The following is a 21,015-nucleotide window of genomic DNA, read 5'->3' on the forward strand; positions in this document are numbered from 1 at the left end:
GTGCTACTGCACGCGTTTCGGACGGCGCCGCTCACGCAAGTACTGCCCAAGGTACGGCTGCGCAAACTCCACCAACCCCCACCCCGCGGGCGTAATCAAGTCACGGTCAATCAGCTTCTGACGCGTGTCACTTACCGACGTTGTCGTCGTCCCCATCAACTCCGCCACATGTGCAACCGGCACCTCAGGTGTGCCGGCTTGCTCCTCTAACAGCGCCATCGTCTGCAAGAACTCCAGCTGCTTCGGCGGCACATCCCGCAACGCAGGCTGGTGCACCTGCAAGCCAAGACGCTCAACTGCGTCTGGGGTAGCGAGGGTGATCACGTTGGCGTCGATAGTAGAAAGCGAATCCTCTACTGCCCGCTCCCAGGCAAGGAAACCAAGCAACTGCACCAGATAGGGATACCCCTGACTCAGCTCAGCCGCCTGATCCGCAGCCGCGAACACAATCCCGCCCTCTTGCGATGTCTCCTCGAAGGCGCGTCGGGCGTCGTCCAACGTCAGCGGGCCCAGCTCATAATGGCGAGCACGGCGCAAAAACGTCGCGCCGGGCAGATCCAACAACTGGTTGATGCCGCGGGTCAGCCCCGCCATGGCTACCGCCACCGGAAGGTCATCGCGCACCAGATCCTGGTACGCAATGGCGATCTGGGTGAGGTCATCAGGGTCAACGTCCTGGACCTCATCGATGGTGATCAGCACGCCGGTGTCATGCAGCAGGTCGATCAGCCGACGAAGTTGCGCAACCAGCCGTTGGGCTGGCTCACTATCGGTGATGTGGGTACTGACCGACCCAATGCCAGCTACGGAAAACCCGGTCAGCTGCCGTTTAGGGCGCTCCTCTAGACGAGCGATTGCCTCAGGGATGGTGGACTCCACCAGCACCTGCTGCATGTTCTCGCGAGCAGATGCGCGCAACACCACCCACCCGTGCTGGATGGCAATGTCTTCCAGCTCCGTTAAGAGTACTGTTTTACCAATGCCGCGAGAGCCCGAGATGAGCAGTGAGCGATCCGGGTTGCCGGGACCACCCTGTAATGCGCGGGCGAAATCTTGCAGCACGGCGTCACGTCCAGCCCAGACGCGAGGGCTGGCGCCGAATGTGGGGCGAAACGGGTTGTGCATAACCCGCATCCTAACACCGCTGCCGATTGATAAATTGATAAATTCGGGCAGATTGATAAATTGATAAATTTTCCTGCGGTTATACCAACAGTGTGAGCTGTTGGCCGTCGATTCGTACCTGGAAACCCTCCGCGGAGGCCAGATCTGCCACGTCGTTAATGCTTGCGGCGTCTGCAATATTCGGAGCCAGGGCGAGCGAGCGCGCAAGCTCGCCCTTGTACTGCTTATTAAAGTGGCTGACCACCTTGCCAGTGTCCGCTTGCTCCACCCGCACCGTCATTGCGGAAGCCAGCGGGCCCAGCTGTTGGTAGGCGCCTGAGCGCATATCCACCACGAAATCCTGCTGCGCCAGTTGCTCGGTCACAGCCTTGCCCCACCACGCCTTCATGGTTTTGTTGTTCACCTTGGATCCGGCGGAGACGCGGTAGCGGGGCACGTGGTCGTCGGCAAGCAAAAGCCCAAAGAGCGCTGACCCGACGGCGAGGTGGCTCAGTGCGTCGGCAGGCAGTGTGGCGGCATCGAGCGCGTCATAGAGCACGCCGGTATAGCGCTGGATGGCTGGCATGACTGGGGCGTCGCGTAATGCCAGGTTCTCCTCAGCCTCAGCGCGCTTGGTGGCCGGGATTTTTAGCTGGTCCATCATGGTTTCAACATCGGATGAGGCGAGCTGATCCATGAGCGCTTGACGGATCGGATCCAACTCCGGGAAGGACACACGCATGGGGCCTAACTGGCCGCCAGGGGCTTTGGTTTCAGACGGGGGCAACACGATGAGCATGCCAAAAACCCTAGCGCTAGAATTTCTGGTCATGATCACACGCCTGTCCACACTGTTCCTGCGCACGCTGCGCGAAGACCCCGCCGATGCGGAGGTACCCAGCCACAAACTGCTCGTCCGCGCCGGCTACGTACGCCGCGCCGCACCCGGCGTGTACTCCTGGCTGCCGCTCGGCCTGCGCACGCTGCGCAAGATCGAAGGTATCGTGCGCGAAGAGATGGACGCGATGGGCGCCCAGGAGCTGCTCTTCCCGGCGCTGCTGCCGCGCGAGCCGTACGAGGCAACCAACCGTTGGGCCGAATACGGCGATGACCTGTTCCGCCTGAAGGACCGCAAGGGCGCAGACATGCTGCTGGGCCCCACACACGAGGAGATGTTCACACTCCAGGTCAAGGACCTGTACTCCTCATACAAGGACTTCCCGGTCACGCTGTACCAGATCCAGACGAAGTACCGCGATGAGGCGCGTCCGCGCGCTGGCATTTTGCGTGGGCGCGAGTTTGTGATGAAGGACAGCTACTCCTTCGACATGAGCGACGAGGGCCTGGATCAGTCCTACGCGAACCACCGTGCGGCCTACCAGCGCATCTTTGATCGCGTGGGCATCCGCTACGAGATTTGCCAGGCCACCTCTGGCGCTATGGGCGGCTCCGCATCCGAGGAGTTCCTCGCGTACTCCGAAAACGGCGAGGACACCTTTGTTATCTCCACCGCGGGCGATTACGCGGCCAACGTGGAGGCTGTGACCACGGTTGTGCCTGAGGCTCGTCCGATCGAGGGGCTGCCAGAGGCTGTGGTGCACGATACTCCGGCCTCCGAGACCATCGCTGCGCTGGTTGAGTGGGCGCAGAGCGCAGGTGTGCTTGTAGAAGGCCGCGAGGCCCAAGCCGCCGACACGCTCAAGTGCATGATGATCAAGGTCAACGACCCACGTGCGCTGGATGAGGACGGCAAGCCGGTTGGCCCGCAGCTGGTCGGTGTGTTGATCCCGGGTGATCGCGAGCTGGATGAGAAGCGCCTGGAGGCATCGCTTGAGCCGGCCACCTTTGAGCTGGCTAGCGAGGAGGACTTTGCCAAGAGCGGTTTCCTTGTCAAGGGCTACGTCGGCCCGCGCGCGCTGAACGCTAACGGTGTGCGCGTGCTCGCGGACCCGCGCGTGGTGGAAGGCACCGCCTGGATCACCGGCGCGGACGCTCCGCAGAAGCACGTCGTTGGCTTGGTGGCCGGCCGTGACTTCAGCGTGGACGGGTTTATTGAGGCAGCCGAGATCAAGGAAGGCGACCCGTCGCCGTCCGGCAACGGCACTGTCGAGCTTGCCCGCGGCATCGAGCTGGGCCACATCTTCCAGCTGGGCCGCAAGTACACCGAGGCCATGGACGTGCAGATTCTGGATGAAAACGGCAAGCGCGCCGTGCCCACCATGGGCTCCTACGGCATCGGTGTCTCCCGCATGATGGCGGTTGTGGCTGAGCAGCGCCACGACGACAAGGGTCTGGTCTGGCCGGTAGAGATCGCCCCGTACCAGGTGCACGTTGCGGTGGCGAACAAGGACGCCGCAGCACTTGAGGCAGGCGAGCGCCTGGTAGGTGAATTTGATGCCGCAGGGCTTGAAGTACTTTACGACGATCGTCCGAAAGTCTCCCCAGGCGTCAAGTTCAAGGATGCCGAACTGCTTGGCATGCCGTTCGTGGTGATCCTGGGCCGCTCCTTTGCAGATGGCATTGTGGAGCTGCGCATCCGTGGCGGCGAAACGCTTGAGGTTCCCGCAGACGAAATCGTGGACAAGGTCATCGAGCTCGTCCGCGGCTAGATACTCCGCCCTGCGCTTTTAATCGCGCTGGGCGTGGGCGGCGAGTTGGATCGCCGCCTTGCGCCAGGGCTTCGACTCCGCGTCCGCGGCAGCTAAACGCCACTGTTTAACAAGGTCACTGTGCATCGTTTCGACGAGCTCAGTGGCCTCTTGCGTTGTCGTGGGCTCTGCGTACCCTTCCGCAAACGTGTAGCCGGCGGCAGGTACCAGATCCTCGCTCAGCACCTCAGTCAGCATTCCAGTCAGCACCTCTGTGCGTTCGTGGGATGCCTCGCGCAGGTCCACAATGCGCGTGCGCAGTGCACCGTCGGCGTACGCCAGTGCGATGCCAAGGCCGTAGTCCATCGCGTTTTCTGCGGCGAGGAGGTCGGTGGCTGTTTGCAGTGAGGCGTCGTGAGTAATGGGGCTCTCGATATCTAGCTCAACCGGGGCCAGCGCCAGCGCATCGATGGCTTGGGCAACCACCAGGTCGACGGAATCTGCCGGTACCTTGTCGGCGGCGGCAACGGTGTGCTCCAAAAGGGCTGCGCCGTCCGCGGCGGCCGGAAGGTCGGTGTCGCCATATCCGACGTTGCAGGACTGCGGGGTCTGTCCAGTTTCGTCGGTGCCGCACAGGCGCAGTGCTTCGTCTTGAAGCTGCTCGCTCTGGGACTTGCGCAGTTCGGTCCACGCATTCTGGTCCTCGGACCACACCCAATCCGCGGAGGCTTGCTTGGCCAAGGACATGATTTCGCCGTTGGCGCGCGGGCCGATAACATCCATCACCGTGCAGCTAGATAAAAGCAATGCGGCTGGCAAAACAAGCAACTTCTTCACCCGCTGCACGTTACACGCTAGGTTTGAGCCATGGCATTTCCCACAAATAACGAACTTGAACAACTGGTAGCCCCTGTTGCGCAGGCGTACGCGATGGACATTGAGCACATCCGGACCGTCAAGGCGGGCAAGAAATCGCAGGTTGTTATCGCGCTCGACTCGGATACCCACCCGACGTTGGACGAGTTGGAGGAAGTGTCCAATGAGCTTTCCACGCTTTTCGACGCTTTGGAGCAACGCGGAGAAGTCAACTTCGGCGCTGGCTACACGCTAGAGCTGACTACACCTGGCGTGGATATGCCGCTGACGCTGCCGCGACACTGGCGTCGCAACCGCGGCCGTTTGGTTAATGCCGCTGGTCAGCTCTACCGCGTTGGTGCGCTGAACCAGGATGAAACTGAGGTGGTGGTCATTCCTTCAGGCTCCAAAACGCCGGTTGCGCAAGCCATGCCGGTTTCGGAGCTGGCGGGCGCAGTGGTAGAAATTGAATTTAAGAAACCGCCAGCTGCAGAAGTTGAGCTGGCGGAAAAGGACTTCGAAGAGGTGACAAGTGAATATTGATATGGAAGCCCTCAGGGCGATTGAGAAGAACCAGGGCATTGCGGTTAGGGATCTGCTGGAGACCATCGCAACTGCACTGCTGTGGGCATACCGTGACTACCGCGAGGTGCCATTGGAGGAGCGCTCTGAGCCGCGCATTGACATCGACGTGGCTACGGGCGATGTTGCTGTTTTGGTCACGGAACGTGATGAGGACGGCGAGGTCATCTCTGAGTACGACGACACTCCGGTGAACTTCTCCCGCATCGGCGCAGTTGCGGTGCGTGACGCGATTAAGAAGAAGCTGCGCTCTGTAGAGGCTGGTCGTGTCTACTCCGAGTACGCGGAGCTGGAGGGCACTGTGGTCTCTGGCGTTGTGGAGCGCGACGCGATGAAGGAAGCACGTGGTGTCAGTGCCGTTGCAATCGGTACTGAGGCTGCGCCCCAGGACGGCATCCTGTTGCCGGCGGAGAAGATTCCAGGGGAGCGTCTCGTTCATGGTGACCGCATCAAGGCGTATGTGGTGGGCGTGAACAAGGGGGACCGTGACGTTATGGTCAATCTCTCGCGCACCCACCCGGAACTGGTACGCGGCCTGTTTGCGCTTGAGGTGCCGGAGGTTGCGGACGGCAGCGTTGAAATCGTTGGCATTGCCCGCGAGGCTGGTCACCGCTCCAAGGTTGCGGTGCGTTCCGCAGTCAAGGGCGTCAACGCCAAGGGCGCCTGCATTGGCCCGCGTGGCTCGCGCGTCACCAACATTATGAAGGAACTCGCTGGCGAGAAGATTGACATCATTGATTACTCGGATGACCCGGCGGCGTACGTTGGCAATGCGCTTGCGCCGTCCAAGGTCATCAGCGTTGAGGTCACCGACCCAGCCACGCAGACCGCGCGTGTGATTGTTCCGGATTATCAGCTCTCCCTTGCCATTGGTAAGGAAGGCCAGAACGCCCGTTTGGCAGCGCGCTTGACCGGCTGGAAGATTGACATCCACTCGGATGCAGATGTCGCCGAGGAAACCGCCGCAGGCGAAGCGCAAAACTAGGCAGTTACAAATTTGTCGTTTAGTGGCGTATCCTTGAGGACGGCTTAAAAACCGTTTCCGTGCGACGAAAGGTCACGTATGCCAATCCGTATCCGGACCTGCGTCGCATCTCGCAAGCAGTTGCCCGACACGCAGTTGCTGCGAGTCGTTGCGGATCCGGACGACCCGGGTCGCGTGATTGCGGATCCTGCTCGGTGCCTACCGGGTAGGGGTGCGTGGATTACGCCAACGCTGGAAGCGTTAGAGCTGGCGGAGCAGCGCCGTGCGTTTGCTCGGGCGCTTCGCTTGTCCACACTCGTGGACGTGAGTCATGTACGTGAGTACCTTTCAAGCGATTCACACCAAGACCCACACGTAGATAGGAAGACCGAACACTGATGAGTACGCGACCATGAAGCAGCATCAGCGATGAAAGTCACTGACCATATCTAGGGGTATGTAGCTTTTCCGGCAAGACGTTGGAAAGCACGTGCTCCTAGCGAACAACCAAGGAGACACGTGCCCGGAAAGCTACGCGTTCACGAACTGGCTAAACAGCTCGGCGTAACAAGTAAGGAACTACTGGCAACCCTCAAAGAGCAGGGTGAATTTGTAAAGACCGCCTCGTCCACCATCGAACCTCCGGTGGTGAAGAAGATGAAGGCCTACTATGAGGCCCAGTCCGGTGGCGGCGAAGAGGAAGCAGCTGAGGGCAAGCCTGCTGCTGCGAAACCTGCGGCAAAGCCTGCTGCTGCAAAGCCGACGGCTGCGAAACCTGCTGCCGCAAAACCTGCTGCACCCAAGCCCGGTGCAGCCAAGCCTGCTGCAGCTAAGCCTGCCCAGCCGGCCAAACCTGCTGCCGCAAAACCGGCAGCACCGAAACCCGGTGCAGCGAAGCCTGCTGCAGCTAAGCCGGCTGCAGCTAAGCCTACCCAGCCGGCCAAACCTGCTGCCGCAAAACCGGCAGCACCGAAGCCCGCGCAGCCTGCAAAGCCTGCCGCTGCAAAACCGGCAGCACCGAAGCCGGGCGCGCCGAAGCCTGGCGCAGCGAAGCCTGCCGCAGGTGGCCCGACTCCGGGTGCTATGCCGCGTCCTATGCCCAAGCCGGGCGGACGTCCGCGTGTAGCTAACAACCCGTTCTCCTCGAACACGGGCGGGCAGCGTCCCGCACCGCGTCCAGGTGGCGGCCGTGGCGGCAACCAGCAGGGTGGTGGCCGCGGTCGCGGTCCGGGCCAGGGCGGCGAGCGCGCTGGTCAGGGTCAGGGACGCCGTCCATCGCCGGCGGACATGGCGGCACACCCGTCGCCAACCCAAATGCCATCCAAGTCCGCAAACGTTGGACGCGGTGGTCGTGGCGGCCAGGGCGGCCCGGGCCGCGGACGTGGTGGCCAGGGTGGCCCAGGTGGCCCGCGTGATGGTTACCGTGGTGGCCGCGGCGGACGTCGTGGCGGTACCGCAGGCGCATTCGGCCGTCCAGGCGGTGCACCGGGTCGTGGACGTAAGTCGAAGCGTCAGAAGCGCACCGAGTACGAGGAGATGCACGCACCAAACGTCATTGGTGGTGTACGTCTGCCAGACGGCGGTGGCAAGACCGTGCGTCTGCGTCAGGGTGCCACCCTGTCGGACTTCGCTGACAAGATCGGTACCGAAGCATCGAACCTGGTCCAAGCGCTGTTCAACCTCGGTGAGATGGTGACGGCAACGCAGTCTGTCCCGGAAGAGACGCTGCAGCTGCTCGGCGCCGAGATCAACTACGAAGTGCAGATCGTCTCGCCTGAGGACGAGGACCGTGAGCTGCTCGAATCCTTCGACCTGCAGTTTGGTGAGGATGAAGGTGGCGAAGAGGCGCTTGAGCAGCGTCCGCCAGTGGTGTCCGTCATGGGCCACGTTGACCACGGTAAGACTCGCCTTTTGGACTCCATCCGCAAGGCGAACGTGGGCAAGGGCGAGGCCGGCGGTATTACCCAGGGCATCGGTGCGTACCAGACTGAGGTCACGCTTGATGGCGATACCCGCAAGATCACCTTCTTGGATACCCCGGGCCACGAGGCGTTTACCGCCATGCGTGCCCGTGGTGCGAAGTCCACGGACTTGGCAATCCTGGTTGTGGCTGCTGATGACGGCGTGATGCCGCAGACGGTTGAGGCGATTAACCACGCCAAGGCTGCGGACCTGCCGATCGTGGTGGCCGTGAACAAGGTGGATAAAGAGGAAGCTCAGCCGGACAAGATCCGTGGCCAGCTCACCGAGTACGGCCTGGTGCCGGAAGAGTATGGCGGTGACACCATGTTCATCAACATCTCTGCAAAGCAGGGCACTGGTATTGATGAGCTGCTTGAAGCTGTGCTGTTGACGGCAGACGCTGCGCTTGAGCTGACCGCTAACCCGGACATGGATGCCCAGGGTGTTGCTATTGAGTCCCACCTGGACCGTGGCCGTGGTCCGGTCTCCACCGTGATTGTTCAGCGCGGTACGCTGCGCGTCGGTGATTCCATCGTGGTCGGCGGCAACTTTGGCCGCGTGCGCCGCATGGTTGATGAGTGGGGCAATGACGTCGAGGAGGCTGGTCCGTCCCGTCCGGTACAGGTCCAGGGCCTCAACGGCGTTCCTGGCCCAGGCGACAACCTGCTTGTGGTTGAGGATGACCGTGTGGCACGTCAGATTGCCGCACAGCGTGATGCTCGCCAGCGTGCAGCTATGCAGGCTCGCTCCAAGAAGCGTGTCTCCCTGGAGAACCTGGACCAGGCGCTCAAGGAGACCAGCACCCTCAATCTCATCCTCAAGGGCGACAACGCCGGTTCGGTGGAAGCCTTGGAGGAGGCACTGCTCAAGATCGAGGTGGACGACGAGGTCGAGGTCAACATCATCGACCGCGGCGTTGGCGCTGTAACCCAGACCAACGTGCTGCTCGCAGCCGCATCCGATGCTGTGATTGTGGCCTTCAACGTTCGCGCTGACGGCAAGGCAACTGAGGAAGCCAATGCTGATGGCGTTGAGATCCGCTACTACTCGGTGATCTACCAGGTCATCGAGGAGGTGGAGAAGGCGCTCAAGGGCATGCTCAAGCCGATCTACGAGGAGCGCGAGCTGGGTGCTGCGGAGATCCGCCAGATCTTCAAGGCTTCCGCTGTCGGCCTCATCGCTGGTTGCATTGTTACCGAGGGCAAGGTCAAGCGCGGTGCGAAGCTGCGCCTGGTCCGTGACGGCAACGTTATTACTCCGGACGCGACGATTGAGTCGCTGCGCCGCGAGAAGGACGACGCTACCGAGGTTGCCAAGGGCTACGAGTGCGGCATGGTGCTGTCCTACCCGGATATCCAGGTGGGCGACATCATTCAGACCTACGAAATGGTGGAAGTGCCGCGCAACTAGTGCGCCACTAGCGCACAATGAAGGCACAGTTAGCGCTCAACGAAAGGGAACACAATGGGTGAGAATCCGCGCGCAGCGCGCTTGGCTAAGCAGATCCAACAGATCGTGGCTACCGCGATCGACCGGGAGATCAAAGACCCGCGTATGGAGCTGATTACGGTCACCGACACCCGAGTGACAGGTGACCTGCATGACGCAACCGTCTATTACACGGTGCGTGGCCATGACATTGATGATGAGCCGGATCTGGACCAGGCCGCTGAGGCCCTGCACCGCGCACGTGGTCAGATCCGCAAGATCGTCGGTGATGCGTTGAACGTGCGATTCACGCCTACCCTGACGTTTGAGTACGACAGTATCCCGGGGGCGTCGGCAAGCTTGGAAGAGCTCCTGAACCGCGCACGTGAGCGCGATGCGGAACTTGCACGCTTGCGCGAAGGCGCAAAACCAGCGGGCGATTCGAATCCCTACAAGGAGTAACGCCTGGTGGAGTCACTGTTTCCAGAAGAAGCGCAGGCGTTTGCGGCGGTGGCCGCGCGCCTGCGTGACGCGCATAAGATTGCCGTTGTAGCGCACGTCAAACCCGACGCTGACGCTGTCGGTTCTGCCTGCGGTTTGGCTGCTGGCCTGCGCGAGCTTGGTATAGAAACCAGCGTGCACATCGGCCAGACCTACCCGCATGCGGGAAACCTGGATACAGTGCCCGGAGTTGATGACGTGCTCTACGGGGCATGGCTGCCGGATGACGCACTAGTGGTCACAGTTGACTGTGCCTCGCTTGACCGCACCGGCTTGCTGCAAAATGCGATTGCGGAAAACCCGGATCGCGTGGTGGTGATTGACCACCACGAAACCAACCCTGGGTTCGGTGGGATGAATTTGATTGTGGATGCTGAGTCCACAACCACCATCATTAGTGAGCTTTTCCGCCACATGGGAGTAACCATTGACCGTGACATCGCGTACTGCCTGTACGCGGGTCTGGTGACGGACACCGGTAACTTCCGGTGGGGAAGCCCACGCATGCACGAGCTGGCGGCGCAGTTGCAACGCCACGATCTGAACACCCGTCAGATTGCTATGGACCTGATGGATTCCATCAGTGCAGAAGACTTGAAAATTATGGGTGCAGTGTTGGCTGACCTGCACACCTACCGTGAAAAAGGTCTGACGGTTTCCGTGATCGCGGTGCCGGCAGAGGCGCTGGCGCGTATGAGCCAGACGGCAGTAGAGGCGATTATTGATTACGCCCGGGCGTTGCAAGGCTCAGACGTAGGTGTGGTGTTTAAACAACAGGCACCCCGGTACTGGTCGGTGTCACTACGATCCACCAAGATCGACGTATCTCAGGTAGCCGCAGCACTTGGCGGCGGCGGTCATATCCCAGCGGCTGGCTACTCGGCCACTGGCAACCTGGATCAGATCACACGCGACCTGCTGCAGGCACTTCCGGAGTAGACACGAAGAGTTTATGAGCACGCGTCGCATCCTTGCGTTAGCGCTGCCGGCACTTGGTGTGCTTGCGGCGAATCCGATCTACCTGCTTTTAGACACGGCGGTTGTTGGACGCCTTGGCACTGCTGAACTGGCAGCACTTGCCGCAGGCGTAGCCATCCAGTCAACGGTTACAACCCAGCTGACCTTTCTGTCCTACGGCACGACAGCGCGCAGTTCGCGCATGTTTGGCGCAGGCCGCCGCGACCAGGCCGTGGCAGAAGGCGTCCAAGCAAGCTGGGTTGCGCTCTTAGTCGGACTAGCGTTGGCCACCATCGTGTGGGTGTTCGCCCAGCCGTTGGCAATGGCGCTATCCGGAAACTATGAAACCAGTCTGGAGTCCGCCCGCTGGATGCGGGTAGCAGCCTTTGCCATTCCGCTGACCCTGCTCATCATGGCCGGCAACGGCTGGATGCGCGGGGTGCAGAACACGCGCCTGCCGTTCTGGCTGACATTGTGTGGCCTGATACCTGGTGCGGTCCTGCTACCGATACTGGTGCACCGCTTTGGACTGGTGGGCTCTGCAATAGCCAACGTGATAGGCATAGGCATTACAGCCAGCTTGTTCGTTGCAGTGCTGGTGCGCGAGCACCTGCGGTACTCGCGAGATTTCGCGCCACAGTTTGATGTGATTCGCCATCAGCTGGTGTTGGGGCGCGACTTGATTCTGCGCTCCATGTCGTTTCAGATCTCGCTGCTTGCCGCAGCCGCGGTTGCCGGGCGTTTTGGCGTGGCAGCGCTGGCCGCCCACCAGATCCTGCTGCAGTTGTGGAACTTCCTTGCGCTGGTGCTGGACTCGCTTGCTATTGCAGCGCAGACACTCACCGGCTCTGCGCTGGGCACAGGCGACGTGGAACGTGCAAAGGAAGTAGGCAACCAGACCACGCGCTTTTCTACCGGGTTTGGTGTGCTGCTTGCGGCGGTATTCGCGTTGTTTGCGGGCCAAATCTGGTCGCTGTTTACCCAGGACCCAAACGTGCATAGCCAACTGCGCGGGCCGTGGATCTGCCTTGTAGCCATGATCATTGTCGGCGGTGTGGTCTTCGCCCTGGACGGGGTGCTCCTTGGCGCATCAGACGCCGCGTTTTTGCGCAACCTGACTATCGCCTCAGTACTTGGCGTGTTTTTCCCCATCACGCTCATGTCCATCGCGTTTGGTTGGGGGCTGACTGGCATTTGGGTGGGCCAGCTTGCCTCTGTAGTCCTCCGGTTGATTGGCGTGGTCGTTCGCTTCCGGTCCATGAAGTGGGCACGCTAACCTAGACGCCATGACCACACTTTGGGCAGTGAGCGATTTGCATGCGGCGGTGAAAGCCAACACGCCACAAATCGACGCAATTGAACCAAAGGATCCCTCTGATTGGCTGATTGTGGCAGGCGATGTGGCGGAACGTCATGACCTCATCGTGCGCACTATGGCCAAACTCGCACAGCGCTTTGACACGGTCATTTGGGTTCCCGGCAACCATGAGTTGTTTTCACGCTCAGCTGACCGCCACCGTGGACGTGACAAATACACGGCCCTTGTGCAGTCCATGCGTGAGATGGGCGTAATCACCCCAGAAGACCCGTATCCCGTGTTTGGTGGGGTGACGGTCTGTCCGCTGTTCACGCTGTATGACTACTCATTTCGGGGCCCCGGCATGAGCGTGGAGGATGCGGTTGAAGCTGCCCGCAAACGCAACATCATGATGACGGATGAGTTTGCAATCGCCCCGTTTGTAGACGTGCGTGCGTGGTGCTGGGATCGCTTGGCCTACACCACGAAGCGCCTGTCACGTATCAGCGGTCCTACGATCCTGATCAATCACTGGCCGTTGGTGCAGGAACCTACGTTGAAGATGCGCTGGTCTGAGATCGCGCTGTGGTGCGGCACTCGCCACACTCGGAGCTGGCCGCAGCGCTATAACGCCCAGGCCGTGGTGTACGGGCACCTGCACATGCCCGGTGTGATGCAGGTAGATGGGATCAAGCACATTGAGGTCTCGCTGGGATATCCGCGTGAGTGGGAGCCTCGCCTTGAGTGCCCGCCTGTGCCATTTCCATACCCAGTGATGGAGGTGGACCAGTGATGCAGGACCTGACCCTTTTCCCGCCTGCAGCGCGGGTGGTGTACCTACGCAATGATGATGCGAAGGATCTGACCAACTATCGGGATCTTTTGCCCGATGAGCGCGCTGCCGTCTCAGAGGCGGTGGATATGCGCAAGGGCGAGTTTGGGGACGCACGTTGGTGCGCCCACCAAGCCCTCAAGGAGCTTGGCGTGTCCACCCAGCAAGCCATTCTGCGAGGGGAGCGGGGCATGCCTCTGTGGCCTGCCGGCTTCACCGGATCGCTAACTCACACGGATGGTTTGCGTGCTGCGGTCGCGGCGCCGATACGTGAGGTGAGGTCCATGGGCTTGGACGCGGAGCCTGCGCAACCGTTGCCAGACGGCGTGATGTCACAGATTGCGTTGCCTTCGGAGGTTGAGACTGTTGAGCGCTTCCGTGCCCAGGGCAACATGTGGGCGGATCGCTTGTTGTTCTGTGCGAAGGAAGCCACCTACAAATGCTGGTTCCCACTGACTCGCCGTTGGCTGGGGTTTGAGGAGGCAGAGATCGAGCTGCGTATCGACGGCTCGTTTACCTCCCACCTGCTCGCCCGACCAACACCCGCCGCATTCTTTGAGGGGCGTTGGGTTGTCCGTGGCGGGTACGTGATCGCCTCGGCCTTTCTTCAATAAACGCCCTGTAGCCGCGGCCGTGAAGGCCCGGCTACAGTGTTGCGGGACGTGCCACGAACGTGGTGGCCAGGCGCTTGCCTTTCTCGCGCACCAAGGCCACTGCGCGCCCGTCTGGGCCGACGGCCACGTGGACGCCGTCTAGGCCGCGTGGTGCAAGCCATTTGCCCAAGGCCAGCGCGTCGTATTCCTCCTGGGTGACGTCAAGCACCGGCCAGCCCAGCTTCAACGCCTCATCCATGGAGTAGGTCAGTTGTGGATTCGCTTCAAGCTCTTCGAGCGTTTTGGCTTGGGTGGCGGGGTAGGGGCCGACGTTTAAGCGTCGTAACGCAACCAAATGCCCTCCAACCCCAAGGGAGGCACCCAGGTCGCGCGCGAGCGAGCGGATGTAGGTGCCGGAGGAGCAGTGGACCTGGGCATCAATATCCAGGTGCTCACCGCGGCGAACCGTATGGGTGAAACTGTGTACGGTCACCGGACGCGCTGGAATGTCCACCTCTTCACCTGCGCGAACACGCTCGTGGGCGCGCTTGCCGTCAATCTTGATGGCAGAAACTGCAGAAGGTTTCTGCATGATGTCGCCGGTGAGTGCGGCAATACCCTGGGCAATCTGCTCATCGGTGATGTGGCTGGTATCGGCGGTGGCAATGATCTCGCCTTCCGCATCATCAGTGGTGGTAGATGCGCCAAGGCGGATCGTGGTCTCGTAGACCTTGTCCGCGCCAACCAGGTGGGTGAGCAGCTTCGTGCCACGTTCAATGCCAGCCACCAGCACGCCCGTGGCCATGGGGTCGAGCGTGCCCGCGTGGCCCACTTTCCTGGTTTGGAAGATGCGCCGCAGGCGAGCAACCACATCATGGCTTGTGAGACCGGCGGGCTTATCCACAATGACAAGTCCGGAAGCTGCGAGGGGATCAGTCATGCTTTCAAAGTATGCCGTAGTGTGTTGCGAGTGAAAGTTTTGCGCGGCCTCAGTGACATTCCGGCGGAGTTTGGGTCCTCCGGCGGCACCGTGGTCACCATCGGCGTGTTCGATGGTGTGCACCGCGGCCACCAACTGTTGATTTCGCAGGCGGTGCAGCAAGCCCGTGAACTGGGCGTGCCCAGTGTCGTGATGACGTTTGACCCGCACCCACGCACCATCTTCGCGCCCGAGAGCGCCCCGCCGCAGCTGATGCCGTTTGCGCAGCGTGCGGAGCAGATCGCCGCTCTTGGCGTGGATTACCTGCTGGTAATTGATTTCCGTAAGGAGGTCGCAGGCTTAAGCCCGCAGGCGTACGTGGAGGAGGTGCTCGTTGGTGCCCTGCACGCACGCCACGTGTTGGTGGGGGAAAACTTCACCTTCGGTGCGGATGCGGCGGGTACTGCGCAGACGATGCTGCAGCTTTGCGACGAGTGCGGGGTTGCCGTCACAGTGGTGCAGTTGCTTGGCGACGATGAGGGCCACATCTGCTCAACCGCCATCCGCAATCAGCTAGCGCAAGGCAAGATTGCCGATGCGCGCGATTACATGGGCCGCGACTTCGCGGTGGTTGCGCCAGTTGAGCGCGGCGCAGGTCGCGGCGGGCGCGAGCTGGGGTACCCGACGGCGAACCAGTACGTACCGGAATCCGCAGCCTTGCCGGGTGACGGGGTGTATGCCGGCTGGTTCACCGTAATAGACAACGGTGAGCTGGAAGGCGACATGGAACCCGGCGTGGCGTACCCGGCGGCGATTTCGGTGGGGACGAATCCGACGTTTGGTGATGAGCGGCGCAGCGTGGAGTCCTACGTACTGGACCGCGAGGCCGATTTGTACGAGCGACTGGCGCGCGTGGAGTTTGTGGCCAAGGTGCGTGACATGGTGAAGTTCGATTCAGTTGATGAGCTTTTGGAGAACATGAGCCGTGACGTAACGCGTGTGCGGGAGATTTTAGGCGCGTAACATGTGGCTTCATGACGATGAAGCTGATCCTGGACCTAGACACCGGCATTGATGATGCGTTGGCGCTGGCGTATGCGCTGGCCTCCCCGGAGGCGGAACTTATCGGCGTGACCTGCACGTACGGCAATGTGCTTGTGGAGGACTCGGTGCGCAACACGCTTGCGATCCTGGAGCTGTTTGGACGCACCGACGTGCCGGTGTTCGCAGGCCCGGGCCACGCTTCGGCGCAATCGTCTTTTGAGGTCCAGGAGATCTCCGCGTTTATCCACGGCAAAAACGGCATCGGTGAGGTGGAGATCCCGGATGCGCAGCGTGAGGCAGAGCAGCTCTCCGCGGTGGACTTCCTTGTGGAGTCTGTGGAGCGCTTTGGTGAAGAGCTGGTCATCGTGCCAACTGGTCCGTCCACGACTATTGCGGCGGCGATTGAGGCCTCAAACGTGTTCCGCGAAAACGCCAATATTGTCATGATGGGTGGCGCTTTGACCGTGCCGGGCAATGTCAACGGCTGGTCCGAGGCCAACATCTACCAAGACCCTGAGGCTGCGGACAAGGTGTTTCGCCAGCTGCGAAACGTCACCATGATCGGCCTGGACGTCACTTTGCAGACGCTGCTGACCACCAAGGAAACCGCCGAGTGGTCGAAGCTGGGCACAGTGGGCGGCAACTTCTTGGCAGACATTACGAACTACTACATCAACGCCTACAAGACGACCTCGCCGCACTTAGGCGGCTGCGGGCTGCACGACCCGTTGGCGGTTGCCGTGGCGATCAACCCCGGGTTGGTGGACACCCTTGGCATCAACATGAAGGTTGATACCCAGGAGCCCACCCGCGGACGCACGATTGGTGACGAGACGCGGCTCAACGACCCAGACAAGCACGCCGCCGTTGCCGTGCGCGTAGACACCGCCGCTTTCCTGGAGCAGTTCATGAACAGGCTTTCCGTTTTGGCGCAGTCCACACCGGTGGTGTAGTCTCTTTTCGGTCTAGCGTCATTTGACTGTGGTTCGCGGCAGTCACGGCGCAACAACAGACTTTATTTCGAGCGCGAACTGAAAAACCCAAGGAGAACACTCATGGCACTGTCCACTGAGAAGAAGGCTGATATCCTCAAGGAGTACGGCCTGCACGAGACCGACACTGGCTCCCCGGAGGCACAGGTTGCGCTGCTGACCGAGCGTATTAACAACCTGACCGAGCACCTGAAGTTCCACAAGCACGACCACCACTCCCGTCGTGGCCTGCTGCTTCTGGTTGGTCGCCGCCGTGGCCTGCTGAAGTACCTGCGCGAGAACAACGTTGAGCGTTACCGTGACCTCATCGCTCGCCTGGGCCTGCGTCGCTAATTGGTGCGCCGCTAGTTTTCGGCCCTCGGCTTAAAAGCTTCAACCGGTATCCCGTTTCGGGTGCCGGTTTTTGCGTTTCCTGTACCTGCGACCTCTACTTTTTCTGCGCGACCTGCTACGATGGCCTGTTGTTGTAAGAAAACCCCCAGGGCGGCACCGATGATCGCCAGAAAAGAGGATTACTTCGCATGTTTAAGCCCAAAAACTCCTTCGATGTTTTTGTGGATGAGGACTACGGCATCACTGAGGCCGTAGCCACCATTGATAACGGTGACTTCGGTTCCCGCACCATCCGTTTTGAAACTGGCCAGCTGGCACGCCAGGCAGACGGGTCTGTGACCACGTACCTGGATGATGACACCATGATGCTGACCACGGTCACCGCATCCAACCAGCCGCGCGAGGGCTTCGATTTCTTCCCGCTGACCGTGGACGTGGAAGAGCGTATGTACGCAGCAGGCAAGATTCCGGGTTCCTTTTTCCGTCGTGAAGGACGCCCCTCTACTGAGGCGATCCTGGCCTGCCGTTTGATTGACCGCCCGCTTCGCCCGACCTTTGTTAAGGGTCTGCGCAACGAGGTGCAGGTTGTGGTCACGGTGCTGTCCATGGACCCGGAGGAGTACTACGACGTTGTAGCCATCAACGGTTCTTCTGCGGCAACGCAGCTGTCTGGCCTGCCGGTCTCCGGCGCGGTTGGTGGTGTGCGCATGGCGCTGATTGCTGATGACAAGCACCCGGAGGGCCAGTGGGTGGCCTTCCCGAACCACGCACAGCACGAGCGTGCGCTGTTCGAGATGGTTGTTGCCGGCCGCATTGTGGAAAAGAAGCGTGGCCGCAGGACCGAGCAGGACGTTGCCATCATGATGGTGGAGGCCGGCGCTGGCGCTAACGTGGTCAAGCTGGTCAAGGACGGCTTCCCGGCTCCGACCGAGGAGACCGTGGCCCAGGGCCTGGAGGCTGCTAAGCCGTACATTAAGACGCTGTGCGAGGCGCAGACCGCGCTGGCAAAGGAAGCAGCGAAGGACGCCAAGGAGTTCCCGCTCTTCCCGCCGTACTCGGACAAGGTGTTTGAGGCAGTGGAGAAGAAGGCCGCTAAGCGCCTGTCCAAGATCATGACGATTGCGGGCAAGCAGGAGCGTGAGGAGGAGTCCAACGCGTTCATGGAAGAGGTCGAGGATTACCTCTTTGACAAGCTCGACATCGACGATGACGAAAAAGACGAGATGGCTGCCGCCTCCAAGGAGATCCGCGCCGCATACAACGCGCTGCAGAAGCAAATTGTGCGTGACAAGATCCTCTCGGAGGGCTTCCGTATCGACGGCCGCGGGGTCACCGACATCCGCGACCTCGAGGTAGAGGTGGAGCTCATCCCGCGTGCGCACGGCTCTGCACTGTTTGAGCGTGGCGAGACCCAGATCCTTGGCGTGACCACCCTGGACATGCTGAAGATGGAGCAGCACATTGACTCTTTGACCCCGGAGACCTCCAAGCGCTACATCCACCACTACAACTTCCCGCCGTACTCCACTGGTGAGACCGGACGTGTGGGTTCCCCGAAGCGCCGCGAGATTGGCCACGGTGCGCTTGCAGAGCGCGCCCTGCTGCCGGTGATCCCGTCGCGTGAGGAGTTCCCGTACACCATCCGCCAGGTCTCTGAGGCGCTTGGTTCCAACGGTTCGACCTCCATGGGTTCTGTGTGTGCCTCCACGTTGTCGCTGTACAACGCTGGTGTGCCGCTGGCTGCTCCGGTTGCTGGTATTGCCATGGGCCTTGTCTCTGGTGAGGTTAACGGCAAGACCGAGTACGTGGCACTGACCGATATCCTCGGCGCAGAGGATGCGTTCGGTGACATGGACTTTAAGGTTGCCGGTACCCGCGAGTTCATTACTGCGCTGCAGCTGGACACCAAGCTGGACGGCATCCCGTCTGACGTGTTGGCAAGTGCTCTGAACCAGGCACGCGAGGCACGTGAGACCATCCTGGACACCATGGCTGAGGTCATTGACCAGCCGGATGAGATGAATGAGCTGGCTCCGAAGATCACCACCGTGAAGGTGCCGGTGTCCAAGATCGGTGAGGTTATTGGCCCGAAGGGCAAGACCATCAACTCCATTACGGAGGAGACCGGCGCGGACATCACGATTGAGGACGACGGTACGATCTACGTCTCCGCCGCCCAGGGTGCTGCAGCGGACGCGGCGATTGAGAAGATCAACGCCATTGCGAACCCGCAGATGCCGAAGGTGGGTGAGCGCTACCTGGGCACCGTGGTCAAGACCGTGGCGTTCGGAGCGTTCGTTTCCATCCTGCCGGGCACTGATGGCCTGATCCACATCTCCAACTTGGGTGGCAACACCCGCGTGGAGAATGTGGAAGACGTCATCAACGTCGGCGACAAGGTTGAGGTTGAGATCCGCGATATTGATAACCGCGGCAAGATCTCCCTGGTGCCGGTTGAGGACTAGGGCAGGAACTTCAGTTTCTTGCCTAGGTCGAGTGCCGTGGTCATTAGCTGCCCGTAGTACTTACGCGGCAGCTGCTTCGGGCCACGCATTGGCATGATGCGCTGCTGGGCGATGTTTTTGACCTCGGTGTACTTGGTCATGCCCTCTGGCCCGTGGCGCCGGGCCATGCCGGACTCCTTCACACCGCCTAGTGGGGTGGAGATGGAGGCCCAGGTGGCCGCGTAGCCGTCATTAATAGTCACGCTGCCGGTCTCAATCTGCCACGCCAGCCGCTCGGCGGTTTCTGTGGCACCAAATACTGAGGCGTTGAGCCCGTAGTTGGTGTCATTTGCCAATTCCACGGCCTCTTCAAGGCTGTCTACGCGTTGCACGTAGACCACAGGACCAAATACTTCCTCGGTTTCCAGGTCTGTGTCTGGCCCAAGATCGGTCAGGATGGTCGGCTCGAAGTGGTAGGGCCCCACATCCGGGCGGGCTTTGCCGCCAGTGACCACGGTTGCGCCCTTTTCAACCGCGTCCACCACAAAAGCCGTGACGCGGTCGAGCTGATCCTGGTTGATGAGCGAGCCCATGCTGTAGTTCCAATTCAATCCCGAGCCCAGGGTGAGTTTTTCGGTGGCGGCTTTGAATGCGTGCAGAAATTCGTCGTAAATGTCGGTGTGCGCGTAGATGCGCTCGATGGACACGCACAGCTGGCCGGAGTTGGAAAAGCACGCGGTGGCAATCGTGTCGGCATGCTTGGCTACATCCGCATCGGGTGCGATGATCATCGGGTTCTTGCCGCCCAGCTCAGCGGAGTAGCCCACGAGCCTCTCACCAACAACCTTGCCCAGGAGCTTTCCGGTTGCTGTGGAGCCGGTGAACATGAGGTAATCACAACGCTGCGCGATGGCTTGGCCAACAACAGTGCCTGAGCCGGTGACAATCTGGAACAGGTTGTGCGGCAAACCTGCGTTGAGCAGGAGGTGCAGCGCGATCAGGTTGGAAAATGGGGTTTGCCAGTCCGGCTTGGCCACGATGCCGTTGCCTGCGATGAGCGCCGCAATCGCGTCGGAGACGCCAAGGGCCAGGGGGTAGTTCCACGGGCTGATCTGGCCAACAATGCCTTTGGGCACGCGCTGCTGCGTGGTGCTGGTGATCACTGGAAATGCGCCAGCCTTGCTGGAGGTGGACAGGAACTTCTCCGCGTTGTTGGCGTAGTAGCGAGCGTTGTTCATCACGTCCAACACTTCGTCATACGCCGCTGTGCGGTCCTTGCCGGTCTCAAGCTGGACAATGTCCGCCAAAAGGTCGCTGTGCTTCTTCACCAAGTCATGGAAGCGCTTGATCACGCGAGCACGCGCAGCAATCGGGCGTTCCTGCCACTGCTTTTGGGCGTGGCGGGCAAGTTCGAATGCCTTCTCCACGTCTGCGACGGAGCCGACACCAACATGCCCAAGCGGGGCGCTGAAGTAGGGGGAGTAGACCTCATGCAGCTCACCGGTAGCCAAAGAACCGGATTTGGCATTGGTGGAGTGGACCAAGAGCTTGCGGGCAAACTCTTCCGGCAGCGGGCGTTCTTGGAGGCGTTTTGGAAGCATTGGTGTTTTTCTCTCGAGT

The 21,015-nt window shown here is 60.9% G+C and carries 19 protein-coding genes; 14 read left to right on the forward strand and 5 right to left on the reverse strand.

The window, feature by feature from the left end:
* Window positions 1-3: 3 nt before the first annotated feature.
* Together HMPREF3104_RS10775 and HMPREF3104_RS10780 are read right to left on the reverse strand one after the other, a co-directional pair.
* Window positions 4-1,125 (reverse strand): ATP-binding protein, encoded by a 1,122-nt coding sequence (locus HMPREF3104_RS10775; protein WP_070495853.1) that lies wholly within the window; start codon window positions 1,123-1,125, stop codon window positions 4-6.
* Window positions 1,126-1,204: 79 nt separating this feature from the next.
* A complete protein-coding gene (locus HMPREF3104_RS10780; RefSeq protein WP_070495855.1) occupies window positions 1,205-1,903 on the reverse strand; it encodes a YaaA family protein in 699 nt (232 codons plus the stop codon).
* A gap of 31 nt (window positions 1,904-1,934) precedes the next feature.
* On the opposite strand from HMPREF3104_RS10780, the gene HMPREF3104_RS10785 reads away from it, so the two are divergent.
* A complete protein-coding gene (locus tag HMPREF3104_RS10785) occupies window positions 1,935-3,713 on the forward strand; it encodes a proline--tRNA ligase (protein WP_070496045.1) in 1,779 nt (592 codons plus the stop codon).
* A gap of 18 nt (window positions 3,714-3,731) precedes the next feature.
* On the opposite strand, the gene HMPREF3104_RS10790 is transcribed toward HMPREF3104_RS10785, so the two are convergent.
* Window positions 3,732-4,529: a DUF4439 domain-containing protein gene (locus tag HMPREF3104_RS10790; protein ID WP_246816424.1), complete on the reverse strand. Its 798-nt coding sequence runs from the start codon at window positions 4,527-4,529 to the stop codon at window positions 3,732-3,734.
* A 30-nt stretch (window positions 4,530-4,559) separates the two neighbouring features.
* Here HMPREF3104_RS10790 and rimP point away from each other — a divergent pair, with 30 nt between their 5' ends.
* The 9 genes from rimP to HMPREF3104_RS10830 all read left to right on the forward strand — a co-directional run bounded on the left by rimP (window position 4,560) and on the right by HMPREF3104_RS10830 (window position 13,684).
* Complete coding sequence (gene rimP, locus HMPREF3104_RS10795; protein WP_052203865.1) at window positions 4,560-5,090, forward strand: ribosome maturation factor RimP; 531 nt, start codon at window positions 4,560-4,562, stop codon at window positions 5,088-5,090.
* Window positions 5,080-6,114, forward strand: a complete 1,035-nt coding sequence (gene nusA, locus HMPREF3104_RS10800) for a transcription termination factor NusA (protein ID WP_052203867.1) — start codon at window positions 5,080-5,082, stop codon at window positions 6,112-6,114. Before rimP ends, nusA begins: the two co-directional genes overlap by 11 nt.
* 78 nt (window positions 6,115-6,192) lie before the next feature.
* Complete coding sequence (locus tag HMPREF3104_RS12165) at window positions 6,193-6,492, forward strand: YlxR family protein (RefSeq protein ID WP_083279087.1); 300 nt, start codon at window positions 6,193-6,195, stop codon at window positions 6,490-6,492.
* A gap of 120 nt (window positions 6,493-6,612) precedes the next feature.
* Window positions 6,613-9,465 (forward strand): translation initiation factor IF-2, encoded by a 2,853-nt coding sequence (gene infB, locus HMPREF3104_RS10805; protein ID WP_070495857.1) that lies wholly within the window; start codon window positions 6,613-6,615, stop codon window positions 9,463-9,465.
* A gap of 54 nt (window positions 9,466-9,519) precedes the next feature.
* Complete coding sequence (gene rbfA / locus HMPREF3104_RS10810; protein WP_070495859.1) at window positions 9,520-9,945, forward strand: 30S ribosome-binding factor RbfA; 426 nt, start codon at window positions 9,520-9,522, stop codon at window positions 9,943-9,945.
* 6 nt (window positions 9,946-9,951) lie between these two features.
* Window positions 9,952-10,923 carry a DHH family phosphoesterase gene (locus HMPREF3104_RS10815; RefSeq protein ID WP_141738232.1) on the forward strand — a complete coding sequence of 324 codons (972 nt, stop codon included), beginning with the start codon at window positions 9,952-9,954 and terminating at the stop codon, window positions 10,921-10,923.
* Window positions 10,924-10,936: 13 nt separating this feature from the next.
* Complete coding sequence (locus HMPREF3104_RS10820) at window positions 10,937-12,217, forward strand: MATE family efflux transporter (RefSeq protein ID WP_070495861.1); 1,281 nt, start codon at window positions 10,937-10,939, stop codon at window positions 12,215-12,217.
* 10 nt (window positions 12,218-12,227) lie between these two features.
* Window positions 12,228-13,031 carry a metallophosphoesterase family protein gene (locus tag HMPREF3104_RS10825; RefSeq protein WP_070495863.1) on the forward strand — a complete coding sequence of 268 codons (804 nt, stop codon included), beginning with the start codon at window positions 12,228-12,230 and terminating at the stop codon, window positions 13,029-13,031.
* On the forward strand, window positions 13,031-13,684 hold the full coding sequence (locus tag HMPREF3104_RS10830) for a 4'-phosphopantetheinyl transferase family protein (RefSeq protein ID WP_070495865.1): 654 nt from the start codon (window positions 13,031-13,033) through the stop codon (window positions 13,682-13,684). The genes HMPREF3104_RS10825 and HMPREF3104_RS10830 overlap by 1 nt, the downstream gene beginning before the upstream one ends.
* A gap of 31 nt (window positions 13,685-13,715) precedes the next feature.
* On the opposite strand, the gene truB is transcribed toward HMPREF3104_RS10830, so the two are convergent.
* Window positions 13,716-14,603, reverse strand: a complete 888-nt coding sequence (gene truB / locus HMPREF3104_RS10835) for a tRNA pseudouridine(55) synthase TruB (protein WP_070495866.1) — start codon at window positions 14,601-14,603, stop codon at window positions 13,716-13,718.
* Window positions 14,604-14,633: 30 nt separating this feature from the next.
* On the opposite strand from truB, the gene HMPREF3104_RS10840 reads away from it, so the two are divergent.
* From HMPREF3104_RS10840 to HMPREF3104_RS10855, 4 genes are all read left to right on the forward strand, one after another.
* Window positions 14,634-15,605: a bifunctional riboflavin kinase/FAD synthetase gene (locus HMPREF3104_RS10840; RefSeq protein ID WP_371441058.1), complete on the forward strand. Its 972-nt coding sequence runs from the start codon at window positions 14,634-14,636 to the stop codon at window positions 15,603-15,605.
* 11 nt (window positions 15,606-15,616) lie between these two features.
* A complete protein-coding gene (locus HMPREF3104_RS10845; RefSeq protein WP_070495870.1) occupies window positions 15,617-16,579 on the forward strand; it encodes a nucleoside hydrolase in 963 nt (320 codons plus the stop codon).
* A gap of 102 nt (window positions 16,580-16,681) precedes the next feature.
* Window positions 16,682-16,951, forward strand: a complete 270-nt coding sequence (gene rpsO / locus HMPREF3104_RS10850; RefSeq protein ID WP_052203884.1) for a 30S ribosomal protein S15 — start codon at window positions 16,682-16,684, stop codon at window positions 16,949-16,951.
* 188 nt (window positions 16,952-17,139) lie between these two features.
* Complete coding sequence (locus HMPREF3104_RS10855; RefSeq protein WP_070495872.1) at window positions 17,140-19,416, forward strand: polyribonucleotide nucleotidyltransferase; 2,277 nt, start codon at window positions 17,140-17,142, stop codon at window positions 19,414-19,416.
* Here HMPREF3104_RS10855 and HMPREF3104_RS10860 read toward each other — a convergent pair.
* A complete protein-coding gene (locus tag HMPREF3104_RS10860) occupies window positions 19,413-20,996 on the reverse strand; it encodes a succinic semialdehyde dehydrogenase (RefSeq protein WP_070495874.1) in 1,584 nt (527 codons plus the stop codon). The genes HMPREF3104_RS10855 and HMPREF3104_RS10860 overlap by 4 nt on opposite strands.
* Window positions 20,997-21,015: the final 19 nt, after the last annotated feature.

The organism is Corynebacterium sp. HMSC30G07 (assembly GCF_001806945.1).
Lineage (GTDB): Bacteria > Actinomycetota > Actinomycetes > Mycobacteriales > Mycobacteriaceae > Corynebacterium > Corynebacterium riegelii.